Origin of the sequence: Stutzerimonas stutzeri, from assembly GCF_018138085.1 — a bacterium.
GTDB classification, from domain to species: Bacteria; Pseudomonadota; Gammaproteobacteria; order Pseudomonadales; family Pseudomonadaceae; genus Stutzerimonas; species Stutzerimonas stutzeri_AI.
Map to the genome: position 1 here is coordinate 1,023,432 of NZ_CP073105.1, position 13,017 is coordinate 1,036,448.

The window sequence follows — 13,017 nt, forward strand, 5'->3', positions numbered from 1 at the left end:
GAGTGCTCATCGCTTCCGATCAGTTCCGCATCGTTGTCGGCCTCGGCAAGAGCGGCATGTCCCTGGTCCGCCACCTGGCGAGCCGCGGCCTGCCGTTCGCCGTTGCCGATACGCGCGCGAATCCCCCGGAACTGGCCACTCTGAAGGCACAGTACCCGGACGTCGAAGTGCGCTGCGGCGAGCTCGATCCGGAGTTCCTCTGCCGTGCCAGTGAACTGTTGGTCAGCCCCGGTCTGCCGATCAGCACGCCCGCGCTGCAGGTAGCGGCAGCCTCCGGGGTCAAGCTGCTCGGTGATATCGAGCTGTTCGCGCGGGAAGCCAAGGCGCCGATCGTGGCGATCACGGGCTCGAACGCAAAAAGTACCGTCACGACCCTGGTCGGCGAGATGGCCGCGGCGGCCGGTCGCAAGGTCGCCGTCGGCGGCAACCTGGGCACGCCGGCGCTGGATCTGCTCGATGATCAGGTCGAGCTCTACGTTCTTGAACTGTCGAGTTTCCAGCTGGAGACGACCGACCGTTTGAACGCCGAGGTTGCGACCTGCCTGAATATCAGCGAAGACCATATGGATCGCTATGAGGGTCTGCCGGCCTATCATCAGGCCAAACATCGGATCTTCCGCGGTGCGCGGCAAGTGGTGATCAACCGCGACGATCGCCTCAGCCGCCCGTTGATTGCCGATGACGTGCCGGCGTGGTCCTTCGGGCTCGGCAAGCCGGACTTCAAAGGCTTCGGCCTGTTCGAGGAGAACGGTGAGAAGTACCTCGCGTTCCAGTTCGATGCGCTGATGCCCGCCAACCAGCTGAAGATTCGCGGTGCTCACAATCAATCCAATGCGCTGGCCGCCTTGGCGCTGGGGCATGCGGTGGGCCTGCCATTCGAGCCGATGCTCGCCACCCTGCGCAGCTTCACAGGGCTGGCGCACCGCTGCCAGTGGGTGGGGGAGCGCAAGGGCGTCAGCTATTACGATGACTCCAAGGCGACCAATGTCGGTGCTGCACTGGCGGCGATCGACGGCCTGGGTAGCGACATTGCCGGCGAGCTGGTGCTGATCGCCGGGGGAGACGGCAAGGGCGCCGATTTTTCCGCCCTGCACAGCCCCGTCTCGCATCACTGCCGTGAGGTCATCCTGTTGGGTCGCGATGCCGAGCGCCTGTCCGCGGCACTGGGCGGTGCGGCCCCCATTCATCGCGTCCAGACCCTGGAACAAGCCGTGCAGCTGGCAGCCAAGCTCGCCAAGGCCGGAGACGCGGTGCTGCTGTCGCCAGCCTGTGCCAGCCTCGACATGTTCGAGAATTTCGAAGATCGCGGACGCCAGTTCGCCGCAGCGGTGGGGGCGCTCAGCTGATGCTCGCCTTTCTGCGTAGCGCACCTTCGCCGCTGTTCGGTCGTCGTGGTCTGGATCTCGACTTCCCGATGCTCGCCGGCTGCCTGGCGCTGTTGGGGCTGGGGCTGGTGATGATTACTTCGGCCTCATCCGAAGTCGCCGCGGTGAATACCAGCAACTCAATGTACTACATGGTCCGCCATCTGGTGTACGTGGTGCTCGGCCTGGTCGCGGCGGCGGCCGTACTGCTGGTGCCGCTCTCGGCCTGGCAACGTCTGGACTGGATGTTGCTGCTCGGCGCCTTCGCGTTGCTGATTCTGGTGCTGATTCCCGGCATCGGTCGTGAGGTGAACGGTTCCATGCGCTGGATCGGCTTTGGCGCGTTCAACGTACAGCCGTCCGAACTGGCCAAGCTGTTCGTCGTGGTCTATCTCGCCGGATACCTCGTACGTCGCCAGCACGAGGTGCGCGAAAGCCTGTGGGGCTTCCTCAAGCCGTTCCTGGTGCTGTTGCCGATGGCCATGCTGTTGCTGCTCGAACCCGACTTCGGGGCGACCGTGGTCATGATGGGGGCGGCCGTGGCGATGCTGTTTCTCGGCGGCGTCGGCCTGATCCGCTTCACCCTGCTGGTGCTGCTGGCCGTCGGCGCGGTGTTCATCCTGGTCCAGACCCAGGAATACCGCCTGCAGCGGTTGATCACCTTTACCGATCCCTGGGCTGACCAATACGGCGCTGGCTACCAGCTGACTCAGGCGCTGATTGCGTTTGGTCGTGGCGAGTGGTTCGGCGTAGGCCTGGGCAACAGCGTGCAGAAGCAGTTCTACCTGCCCGAAGCACATACCGATTTCGTGTTCTCCGTACTTGCCGAGGAACTCGGCATGGTGGGCGCGCTGCTGACGATCTTGCTGTTCGCCTTCGTTGGCGTCCGCGCGTTGTACATCGGCCTGGCGGCGGAGCGTGCACGGCAGTTCTTCGCAGCCTATATCGCTTGGGGCGTCTCGTTCCTCTGGCTTGGTCAGTTTCTGATCAATATCGGCGTGAATATCGGGTTGCTGCCGACCAAAGGCCTGACGCTGCCATTTCTCAGCTACGGCGGCAGCTCCTTGGTAGTGACCTGCGCCAGCATGGCCTTGCTACTGCGTATCGAGTGGGAGAGTCGCACCGTACTCGGCAGCGAGGACGCCGAATTCAGCGAAGACGACTTTGCCGAAGTCCCCGCGACCAAGAGCCGGGAGGTCACCCATGGCCGCTAATGTGCTGATCATGGCCGGCGGCACCGGGGGGCATGTGTTCCCTGCGCTGGCCTGCGCACACGAGTTTCAGAGCCGCGGCTACAGCGTGCACTGGCTGGGCACGCCGCGCGGCATCGAAAACGAAGTGGTTCCTGCCGCGGGTCTGCCGCTGCATCTGATTCAGGTGAGTGGTCTGCGCGGCAAAGGTGTGGCTTCTCTACTGAAGGCTCCGTTCCAGCTCCTGCGTTCGCTCGGTCAGGCACGCCGCATCATGCGCGAGCTCAAGCCGGTGTGTGTGCTTGGGCTCGGCGGTTATGTGACCGGCCCCGGCGGCCTCGCAGCGAAGCTTGCCGGGGTACCGCTGATCATCCATGAGCAGAACGCCGTCGCCGGAACCGCCAACCGCAGCCTGGCACCTATCGCGCAGCGGGTCTGCGAGGCTTTTCCAAATACTTTCAGCGAGAGCGCCAAGCGGCGTACGACCGGCAATCCGGTGCGTCACGAGCTGTTTATCGAAACGCCCAGGCAGACCCTGCTTGGCCGCCGGCCCCGGCTGTTGGTGCTGGGCGGCAGCCTGGGCGCCGAACCCTTGAACAAGCTGTTGCCCGAGGCGCTCGGCCTGATGACCGCGGAACTGCGTCCCGAAGTGTTCCACCAGGCCGGCAAGCAGCACGCCGACCTCACGCGTGAGCGCTATGCAGCTGCAGGCGTTGAGGCCGAGGTCGCACCCTTCATCAAGGACATGGCGCGTGCCTACGCCTGGGCCGATCTGGTGATCTGCCGCGCCGGTGCCCTGACCGTGAGCGAACTGGCGGCGGCCGGCTTGCCTTCGTTCCTGGTGCCGCTGCCGCACGCGATCGACGATCACCAGACACGCAATGCCGAATATCTGGCGAAGGAAGGCGCAGCCGTTCTTCTGCCCCAAGCAAAAACCGATGCTGCCGCGCTGGGCGCGCAGCTGACCGAGGTAATGATGCAACCGGAACAACTCAAGGCCATGGGGGCCACGGCACGTCGTCTGGCCCGACCGGATGCCACCCGCACCGTCGTCGATATCTGCCTGGAGGTGGCGCATGGCTAAATCCCCCGCAGCGGTCAAGGCCGAGGTACGGCGCATGCGCCGCATTCGCCGGATTCATTTCGTCGGTGTCGGTGGCGTGGGTATGTGCGGCATCGCCGAGGTACTGCTCAACCTGGGTTATGACGTCTCCGGTTCGGACCTGAAGGCTTCGGCGAGTACCGAGCGTCTGCAGAATTTCGGTGCGCAGATCTATATCGGTCATCAGGCTGGTAACGTCGCCGGCGCGGATGTGCTGGTGGTATCCAGTGCGGTAAATGCTGCCAACCCCGAGGTAGCCTTCGCCCTCGAACAACGAATTCCGGTGGTGCCTCGCGCGGAGATGCTCGCCGAGCTGATGCGCTACCGCCATGGCATCGCAGTCGCGGGCACCCATGGCAAGACCACCACCACCAGCCTGCTGGCATCGGTCTTTGCCGCGGGTGGGCTCGATCCGACCTTCGTGATCGGTGGACGCCTGACCGCTGCAGGGACCAACGCTCAGCTGGGTACGAGCCGCTACCTGATCGCCGAAGCCGATGAAAGCGACGCCAGCTTCCTGCACCTGCAGCCGATGGTCGCGGTCGTGACCAACATCGATGCCGACCACATGAGCACCTACGGCGGTGACTTCGGCAAGCTGAAGCGGACCTTCGTGGAGTTCCTGCACAACCTGCCGTTCTACGGTCTGGCCGTGTTGTGCGTCGATGATCCGGTGGTACGCGAGATACTTCCCCAGGTCGGCCGGCCGATCACTACGTACGGCACCCGTGAAGATGCCGACGTTCGCGCCATCAATATCCGCCAGGAAGGGATGCGCACCTACTTCACCGTGCTGCGCGATGGCTTCGACGCGTTGGATGTCTCGGTCAACATGCCGGGCAACCACAACGTGCTCAACGCTCTGGCTACCATTGCCATCGCTACCGACGAAGGCATCGGTGACGAGGCGATCGTCCAGGGGCTGTCCCAGTTCGGTGGTGTCGGGCGCCGCTTTCAGGTGTATGGCGAACTCCCGGTCGATGGCGGCAGCGTGATGCTCGTCGACGACTACGGCCATCATCCGCGCGAAGTCGCCGCCGTGATCCAGGCTGTTCGTGGCGGCTGGCCCGAGCGTCGTCTGGTCATGGTCTACCAGCCCCATCGCTTCAGTCGAACCCGCGATCTGTACGACGACTTCGTACAGGTATTGAACGACGCCAACGTACTGCTGCTGATGGAAGTCTATCCGGCCGGTGAGGAGCCCATTCCGGGCGCCGACAGCCGTCATCTGGCGCACAGCATCCGTCAGCGCGGCCAGCTCGATCCGATCTATATCGAGCGCGGCATCGACCTGGCGCCGCTGGTCAAGCCACTGCTGCGCCCCGGCGACATCCTGCTTTGCCAGGGCGCCGGCGACATCGGCGGGCTGGCTCCGCAACTCATCAATAGTCCCCTGTTTGCTGGCGATACAAGCGCCGCGAGGAAGAGCGAATGACCGCCCTGCAATCGACTCGTGATCCTCAGGCGTTCGGCCGGGTTGCCGTCCTCTTTGGCGGCAAGAGCGCTGAACGCGAGGTGTCCCTGAAATCCGGCGCCGCGGTGCTGGCGGCGCTGCAAGCGGCTGGTGTCGATGCGTTCGGCATCGATGTTGGTGACGATCTACTGCAGCGCCTGGGCAGTGAGCGTATTGATCGCGCTTTCATCGTGCTGCACGGGCGGGGCGGTGAGGACGGCAGCATGCAGGGGCTGCTCGAATGCGCAGGAATCCCCTATACCGGCAGCGGCATCCTGGCCTCTGCGCTTGCCATGGATAAGTTGCGTACCAAGCAGGTCTGGCAGAGCCTGGGCCTGCCGACCCCTCGGCATGCGGTGCTCGCCAGCGAAGCCGATTGCCAGGCGGCCGCCGATAGCCTGGGCTTCCCCCTGATCGTCAAACCAGCGCACGAGGGCTCGAGCATCGGCATGGCCAAGGTGACCGGCGTTGCCGAGCTGATCGCCGCATGGCGCGCGGCGAGCGCCTACGACGCTCAGGTACTGGTCGAGCAATGGGTTCAGGGGCCCGAATACACCGTTGCCACGCTGCGCGGCGAAGTGCTTCCGCCGATCGGCCTGGGCACGCCGCACACCTTCTACGACTACGACGCCAAATACGTGGCGAACGATACCCAGTACCGCATTCCCTGCGGTCTGGATGCGGCCAAGGAGCAGGAACTCAAGATGCTTTCGGCGCGCGCCTGCGAGGCCGTGGGCATCCAGGGCTGGGCGCGTGTCGACGTCATGCAGGATAGCGCCGGCGCGTTCTGGTTGCTGGAGGTGAATACCGTTCCGGGGATGACCGATCACAGCCTGGTACCGATGGCTGCACGCGCCGCCGGGCTGGACTTCCAGCAGCTGGTGCTGGCGATCCTCGATGCCAGTCTGGCGCAAGGGAACTGAGCCATGATCACCACGCTGCGTCACTCACAGCCCGGCACTGGCCGCGCCTCGCGCAAACCCGCGCAGCGGGGCGCGAGCCGCCTGGTACAGCGTGAGCCGCTCTCGGCACGCTTGCCGCGTCCCAGCCTGAGCTCTTTCAAGCGCTTCCTGTGGCCAGTAATGCTTGTCGCATTGGCCGTCGGGCTCTATGAGCTTGGCGAGCGCCTTGCGCCCTATGCGGATCGGCCGATTGCCAAGGTGAGCGTGCGTGGCGAACTGACGTACGTCGACCGACAGGCGGTCCAGGCGCGGATGGCTCCGTTCGTCGAGGCCAGCTTCTTCAAGGTTGATCTCGATGCCCTGCGTCACGACCTTGAGCAGATGCCGTGGATCGCGCATGTCGAAGCACGCCGCGTCTGGCCGGATGAGGTCATGGTGCGTCTCGACGAGCAATTGCCCATCGCCCGCTGGGGGGATGAGTCGCTGTTGAACAACAACGGCCAGGCGTTTGCGCCCGATGACCTCACTCAGTATGAACACTTGCCGCAGTTGCATGGTCCGAAGCGGGCCCAGCAGCGGGTGATGCAGCAGTACCAAATGCTCAGCCAGATGCTGCGGCCTCTCGGGTTTTCCATCGCTCGCCTGGAATTGCGCGAGCGGGGCAGCTGGTTCGTGACGACCAAGCAGGGCGTCGAACTGCTGCTGGGAAGGGACCAGATAATCGAAAAAATGCGGCGCTTCACTGCCATTTACCAGCAAGCGCTGGTGCAGGAAAGCGACAGAATTGCGCGGATCGATCTGCGCTACGCCAACGGCCTGGCCGTTGCGTGGCGTGAACCGAGCCCGACCACGACGGACGAGCCCGTCGTCGCGAAGAATTGAGGAATGAAACACATGTCTAGCGTGCAAAGCGGCAAGATGATCGTCGGTCTCGATATTGGCACCTCCAAGGTGGTGGCGCTGGTCGGCGAGGTGACGCCGGACGGCGAACTGGAGATCGTCGGGATCGGCACTCATCCGTCCCGCGGCCTGAAGAAAGGCGTTGTGGTCAACATCGAGTCGACCGTTCAGTCCATTCAGCGTGCTGTCGAAGAGGCGCAGCTGATGGCCGGCTGCCGGATCCACTCTGCCTTCGTCGGTTTGGCTGGCAACCACATTCGCAGCCTCAACTCACATGGCATCGTCGCCATTCGTGATCGTGAAGTCAGCAGCGCCGACCTGGAACGCGTGCTCGATGCCGCGCAGGCGGTGGCGATTCCTGCCGATCAGCGGGTGCTGCATACCCTGCCGCAAGACTATGTGATCGATAACCAGGAAGGCGTCCGCGAACCGCTGGGAATGTCCGGCGTGCGTCTGGAAGCGAAAGTCCACGTGGTGACCTGCGCGGTGAACGCGGCGCAGAACATCGAGAAGTGTGTACGTCGCTGCGGGCTCGAGGTGGATGACATCATTCTCGAACAACTGGCGTCGGCCCATGCCGTGTTGACCGACGATGAGAAGGAACTGGGCGTGTGCCTGGTGGACATCGGCGGAGGTACCACCGATATCTGCATTTTCACCGAAGGCGCGATTCGCCATACCGCGGTCATCCCGATCGCTGGAGACCAGGTCACCAACGACATCGCCATGGCGCTGCGTACGCCGACCCAATATGCCGAGGAAATCAAGATTCGCTACGCCTGCGCCCTGGCCAAGCTGGCCGGCCCAGGCGAGACCATCAAGGTACCGAGCGTCGGCGATCGTCCGCCGCGGGAACTCTCGCGGCAGGCACTGGCCGAAGTCGTGGAGCCGCGTTATGACGAGCTCTTTACATTGATTCAGGCCGAGCTGCGTCGCAGCGGCTACGAGGACCTGGTGCCAGCCGGCATCGTCCTCACGGGTGGTACGGCAAAAATGGAAGGTGCCGTCGAGCTGGCCGAGGAGATCTTCCACATGCCGGTGCGCCTGGGCGTACCGCACAGTGTCAACGGACTCACCGATGTGGTCCGCAATCCAATCTATTCAACGGGCGTGGGCCTGTTGCTCTACGGCATGCGCAAGCAGACCGATGGCACCTCCATGTCCGGTCTCGGCCATTTCGCCGAAGAACCCAAAACATCTGTCGTGGACCGGCTCAAGAGCTGGATCCAGGGCAATTTCTGAGCAGTGCGGCTGTACCTAAAACTAGAAAGCTGGAAGGAGAGAGGGAAATGTTCGAACTCGTAGATCATACCCCGCAAAGTGCAGTGATCAAGGTCATTGGCGTAGGCGGAGGCGGCGGTAACGCCGTCAATCACATGGTGCGCAACAGCGTTGAAGGCGTGGAATTCATCTGCGCCAACACCGATGCCCAGGCGCTGAAGAAAATCGAAGCACGTACCGTCCTGCAGTTGGGATCGGCCATCACCAAGGGACTGGGCGCAGGCACCAATCCCGATATCGGCCGTCAGGCCGCGATGGACGACCGCGAGCGCATTGCCGAAGTGCTGCAGGGTGCCGACATGGTGTTCATCACCACCGGCATGGGCGGTGGTACCGGCACTGGCGCCGCGCCGGTCATCGCTTCGGTTGCCAAGGAGATGGGTATTCTCACCGTTGCGGTCGTGACCCGTCCGTTCCCGTTCGAAGGTCGTCGCCGCATGCAGGTCGCTGACGAAGGCATCCGTCAGTTGTCCGAATGCGTCGATTCGCTGATCACCATCCCCAACGAGAAGCTGCTGACCATTCTCGGCAAGGACGCCAGCCTGCTGGCTGCTTTCGCCAAGGCTGACGACGTGCTCACCGGCGCGGTACGTGGCATCTCCGACATCATGCAGCGCCCCGGCCTGATGAACGTCGACTTCGCTGACGTGAAAACCGTCATGGGTGAGATGGGCATGGCCATGATGGGTACCGGTTGCGCTACCGGTCCGAACCGTGCGCGTGAAGCCACCGAGGCGGCGATTCGCAATCCGTTGCTCGAAGACGTCAACCTGCAAGGCGCGCGCGGCATTCTGGTCAATATCACCGCTGGTCTGGACCTTTCGCTCGGCGAGTACGCTGCAGTAGGCGAGATCATCGAAGCCTTCGCGTCCGACGAAGCCACCGTCAAGGTCGGCGCAGTGATCGACCCGGACATGCTCGACGAGCTGCACGTCACCGTGGTCGCCACCGGTCTCGGTCCGCGCAACGAGAAGCCGGTCAAGGTTGTCGACAACACTATCCAGGCCGCCGCAGTGGCGCCGCAGGTCGCACCTGCTGCCCGTCAGGAACAGGCTGCAGTGAACTACCGTGAGCTGGACCGCCCGACGGTCATGCGCAATCAGGCCCATGCGGCCGCGACCGCAGCCAAGATGAACCCACAGGAAGATCTGGATTACCTCGACATTCCGGCATTCCTGCGTCGTCAGGCTGATTGATTGCATGTATCAGGACTATTGGGGTGATTGGTATTCAGCAAACTGGGGTTCTGCTATGATCGCCACCTTTGTTGGAAACCATTCGCAACAGCGCACTAGCGAAACCAAGCCATGATCAGACAACGCACCTTGAAGAACATCATTCGCGCCACTGGCGTCGGCCTGCATTCGGGGGAGAAGGTATACCTGACCCTGAAGCCGGCACCCGTGGACACCGGAATCGTGTTCTGTCGCACCGATCTCAATCCGCCGGTACAAATCGCCGCCCGGGCTGAGAACGTTGGCGAAACGACCATGTCGACCACGCTGGTTAGCGGAGACGTCAAGGTCGATACAGTGGAGCATCTGCTGTCGGCAATGGCTGGGCTTGGCATCGACAATGCCTATGTCGAGCTTTCCGCGTCGGAAGTGCCGATCATGGACGGCAGCGCTGGCCCCTTCGTATTCCTGATTCAATCGGCCGGCCTGCAGGAGCAGGACGCCCCGAAAAAGTTCATCCGTATCATCCGTGAGGTCTCGGTGGAGGAGGGCGACAAGCGCGCCACATTCCTGCCATTCGAAGGCTTCAAGGTGAGTTTCGAGATCGATTTTGACCATCCGGTTTTCCGGGGTCGCACCCAGACCGCCAGCGTGGATTTTTCAAGCACCTCCTTCGTCAAGGAAGTCAGCCGCGCACGAACCTTCGGTTTCATGCGCGACATCGAGTTCCTGCGCTCGCATAACCTGGCTTTGGGTGGAAGTGTCGAAAACGCGATCGTGGTCGATGAAGACCACGTGCTGAATGAAGACGGCCTGCGTTATGAGGACGAGTTCGTGAAGCACAAGATTCTCGATGCCATCGGTGATCTTTATCTGCTGGGCACCAGCCTGATCGGCGAATTCCGCGGCTTTAAATCCGGACATGCATTGAATAACCGTTTGCTGCGCACCCTGATGGAACAGAAGGATGCGTGGGAAGTGGTGACCTTCAATGATTCCCAGACCGCACCGATCTCCTACATGCGTCCGGCAGCTGCCGGCTGAGTAGTACTCTCCTTTCCTTATTTTGAGGCCACCTTCGGGTGGCTTTTTTTTTGCAGCGAAGCGGCAGCCTGAGCCGCGCTTCGCTTGCTTGTATTCGTGGTCAGTTCATGCCGTCGAGCAGGCCTGCCATGTCATCGGCATGCTCTTCTTCCTGCGCGAGGATGTCCTCGAAGATTCGCCGCGTGGTCGGGTCCTTGTCGCCGATGTACTGGACGATCTCGCGATAGCTATCGATCGCGATGCGCTCTGCGACCAGGTTCTCGAAGACCATGTCACGCAAGCCGTTACCCTCGGCATACTGCGCATGGGCGCGCTCGGTCAGGCTGTCCGGATTGAAGTCGGGTTCGCCGCCGAGCTGGACGATACGCTCGGCCAGACGGTCCGCATGTTCCTGTTCCTCGTTGGCGTGCTCGAGAAACTCATCGGCCGCAACGCTGGATTTCAGGCCGGTGGCCATATAGTAGTGGCGCTTGTAGCGCAGATAGCAGACCAGCTCGGTCGCCAATGCTTCGTTGAGCAGGTTGATCACGGTGTCGCGGTCCGCCGAATAGCTCTCTGTCACGGCGCCGTTTTCCACGTGCTGCCGGGCGCGATCACGCAGTGTCTGTTTGTCGCTCAGTTGTACGTAGCTCATCACGGTCTCCTGGGTTCTTGATTGGCGATAGGCCTCGCCATGTAGACCATCGCACCTGACGGTGTCTCGTTGGGCCTTAAGCTGTGATGGACGAGGCGGCGGAAAGTTTTAGTCTGGCCCGTCTTTCTCGGGCCGACCCGGTTCGCCGGGCTCTTCGATCGGCAACGGCTCGCCGGGTTCCTTGCGCTCGGGTTCGGGGATGGGACTTGGCGTCCCATCGTCGCGCGGATCAGGTTCCTGCATGTTCGGCTCCTTCAACTGAGCGCTTTGATCAACTCGTCCTTGCGCATTTTCGAGCGGCCATGCACATCGCGCTCACGCGCTTTGTCCATCAATTCGTCACGAGTCAGGTCGGTCAGGGAAGTGCTACCTGAGCGGTCCTTGCGGGCCGAGCCCTTGTTGGGCGACTCGCCGGAGCGCGCCTTGGCCGCGCGATGTGCCGAATCCTTGCGGTCGGCGCGCTTGGCCGTATCGCTTTTCTTCTGCCCCGAGCCTCCTTTGCGTTCGCCGCCGCCCGATTGTTTGTTGACGGTAGCCCAGGCGCGCGCTTCGGCCTCTTTCTCCGACACGCCGCGCTCTTCATAGCTCTCTTCGATATGCTCGGCCTTGCGCTGCTGTTTATCCGTGTACTTCGATTTCTCACCTCTGGGCATGTCGATGCTCCTCGTGCAGGTAGGAATGCCGGGCAGGGCCTGGCGTCTGGTGCCGCCCGATCGTGCCCTCGTCCCAATTTGGTCCTCGTCGCGAGCGTCGAGTTTCACCCGTGCTAGCATCGTGCGCTTTTCAACGTGGCGGCCGCCCAGGGCGGGGCGTTGTGCGGTAGATCGAGCAACCTGGTTCATGGACCTTCGTGCCGCGTCACGTTGGCGGAACAAAATGCGTTTATGCTGGCCTGAAATAGGCGCGACTGCGCTATCTCGGTGGTTTGACGTGACATGTTGTCTCGAATCCGTTCTGCAACATTATGCTCACCGTTATCGGTGAGCCTTGACTGAGGCGATAACCAGATGCGAATCCTTGTATGCGGAGCCAGTGGCCAGGTCGGCCACGAACTAGTAGACCGTGCGGCTGCCTATGGTCTCGAAGCGCTTGGCATGACACGTGAGCAGCTGGACATTACCGATGGCGCTCAGATCTCCAGGCTGATCGACCAGCTCGAACCGGGGATGATCGTCAACGCGGCCGCCTATACGCATGTCGATAATGCGGAGACGCACCGCGAGAAGGCTTATGCGGTCAATCGGGACGGAGCCGCCAGACTGGCGGAAGCCGCCCGGCGAGCGGCGATTCCGTTGCTGCACATTTCCACCGACTATGTATTTTCCGGCGAAGCGCGGGTTCCCTATCGTGAGGGCGACGAGGTGGCGCCCACGGGCGTATACGGCGCCAGCAAGCTGGCTGGCGAGACGGCCATTCAGGCCGCGCTGGACGAGCACCTGATTCTGCGCACGAGCTGGGTCTACGGTGCGCACGGCCACAATTTCGTCAAGACGATGTTGCGCCTGGGGCGCCAGCGCAACTCGCTCTCGGTGGTGGCCGATCAGTTTGGCTGCCCCACCCAGGCCGGCAGCATCGCCGAGGTGCTGTTGCAGCTGGCGCGACGGTACGCCGAGCAGGGGCGTCTCCCCTGGGGCCTGTACCACTACAGTGGCCGGTCGCCCTGCAGTTGGTTCGATTTCGCGGTGGAGATCTTTCGCCAGGCACAGGCCAAGGGCCTGCTCTCCAGACAGCCGCAAGTGTCGCCGATCACCACGGCCCAATATCCGACGCCGGCGCGCAGACCCGTTTGGTCGGTGCTCGATTGCTCCCGTTTCGAAACCACCTTCGGCATAGACACGCGCGATTGGCATGACGACCTCTCGGTGGTGCTGGATGCCCTCGCCAGAGAAGAGGCGGGTGTTGCGTCGGGGCTCGTTCAGCCTTCCCAAGCCTGATCAGGCCGCTCACCTGATCTGTCGTCCTGCGGGCTGCG

Annotated in this window: 13 protein-coding genes; 10 read left to right on the top strand and 3 right to left on the bottom strand. The window is 62.7% G+C overall.

Annotation, left to right across the window (positions count from 1 at the left end; translation table 11 throughout):
• The first annotated feature begins 2 nt into the window (after positions 1 to 2).
• From murD to lpxC, 9 genes are all read left to right on the top strand, one after another.
• A complete protein-coding gene (gene murD, locus KCX70_RS04925) occupies positions 3 to 1,346 on the top strand; it encodes a UDP-N-acetylmuramoyl-L-alanine--D-glutamate ligase (protein WP_212619472.1) in 1,344 nt (447 codons plus the stop codon).
• Complete coding sequence (gene ftsW, locus KCX70_RS04930; protein ID WP_212619473.1) at positions 1,346 to 2,578, top strand: putative lipid II flippase FtsW; 1,233 nt, start codon at positions 1,346 to 1,348, stop codon at positions 2,576 to 2,578. Before murD ends, ftsW begins: the two co-directional genes overlap by 1 nt.
• Positions 2,568 to 3,638: an undecaprenyldiphospho-muramoylpentapeptide beta-N-acetylglucosaminyltransferase gene (gene murG, locus KCX70_RS04935; RefSeq protein WP_212619474.1), complete on the top strand. Its 1,071-nt coding sequence runs from the start codon at positions 2,568 to 2,570 to the stop codon at positions 3,636 to 3,638. Before ftsW ends, murG begins: the two co-directional genes overlap by 11 nt.
• Positions 3,631 to 5,091, top strand: a complete 1,461-nt coding sequence (murC, locus tag KCX70_RS04940) for a UDP-N-acetylmuramate--L-alanine ligase (RefSeq protein WP_212619475.1) — start codon at positions 3,631 to 3,633, stop codon at positions 5,089 to 5,091. The genes murG and murC overlap by 8 nt, the downstream gene beginning before the upstream one ends.
• On the top strand, positions 5,088 to 6,032 hold the full coding sequence (locus tag KCX70_RS04945) for a D-alanine--D-alanine ligase (RefSeq protein WP_212619476.1): 945 nt from the start codon (positions 5,088 to 5,090) through the stop codon (positions 6,030 to 6,032). Before murC ends, KCX70_RS04945 begins: the two co-directional genes overlap by 4 nt.
• Before the next feature lie 3 nt (positions 6,033 to 6,035).
• Positions 6,036 to 6,893, top strand: a complete 858-nt coding sequence (locus KCX70_RS04950) for a cell division protein FtsQ/DivIB (RefSeq protein WP_212619477.1) — start codon at positions 6,036 to 6,038, stop codon at positions 6,891 to 6,893.
• A 12-nt stretch (positions 6,894 to 6,905) separates the two neighbouring features.
• Complete coding sequence (ftsA, locus tag KCX70_RS04955) at positions 6,906 to 8,153, top strand: cell division protein FtsA (protein WP_021208387.1); 1,248 nt, start codon at positions 6,906 to 6,908, stop codon at positions 8,151 to 8,153.
• Positions 8,154 to 8,200: 47 nt separating this feature from the next.
• Positions 8,201 to 9,388: a cell division protein FtsZ gene (gene ftsZ, locus KCX70_RS04960; protein ID WP_212619478.1), complete on the top strand. Its 1,188-nt coding sequence runs from the start codon at positions 8,201 to 8,203 to the stop codon at positions 9,386 to 9,388.
• Positions 9,389 to 9,499: 111 nt separating this feature from the next.
• Positions 9,500 to 10,411: a UDP-3-O-acyl-N-acetylglucosamine deacetylase gene (gene lpxC, locus KCX70_RS04965; protein WP_102846935.1), complete on the top strand. Its 912-nt coding sequence runs from the start codon at positions 9,500 to 9,502 to the stop codon at positions 10,409 to 10,411.
• A gap of 100 nt (positions 10,412 to 10,511) precedes the next feature.
• Here lpxC and KCX70_RS04970 read toward each other — a convergent pair whose 3' ends face one another.
• The 3 genes from KCX70_RS04970 to KCX70_RS04975 form a co-directional block, all read right to left on the bottom strand.
• Entirely contained in the window at positions 10,512 to 11,045 is a 534-nt protein-coding gene (locus KCX70_RS04970; RefSeq protein WP_021208384.1) for a ferritin-like domain-containing protein, read from the bottom strand.
• Positions 11,046 to 11,153: 108 nt separating this feature from the next.
• The gene (locus tag KCX70_RS23400; protein WP_021208383.1) at positions 11,154 to 11,288 is read right to left on the bottom strand and encodes a hypothetical protein; all 135 of its coding nucleotides are present in this window, start codon (positions 11,286 to 11,288) and stop codon (positions 11,154 to 11,156) included.
• Between the two features lie 11 nt (positions 11,289 to 11,299).
• Positions 11,300 to 11,698: a Rho termination factor N-terminal domain-containing protein gene (locus KCX70_RS04975; RefSeq protein ID WP_021208382.1), complete on the bottom strand. Its 399-nt coding sequence runs from the start codon at positions 11,696 to 11,698 to the stop codon at positions 11,300 to 11,302.
• Positions 11,699 to 12,052: 354 nt separating this feature from the next.
• On the opposite strand from KCX70_RS04975, the gene rfbD reads away from it, so the two are divergent.
• On the top strand, positions 12,053 to 12,979 hold the full coding sequence (gene rfbD / locus KCX70_RS04980) for a dTDP-4-dehydrorhamnose reductase (RefSeq protein WP_021208381.1): 927 nt from the start codon (positions 12,053 to 12,055) through the stop codon (positions 12,977 to 12,979).
• Positions 12,980 to 13,017: the final 38 nt, after the last annotated feature.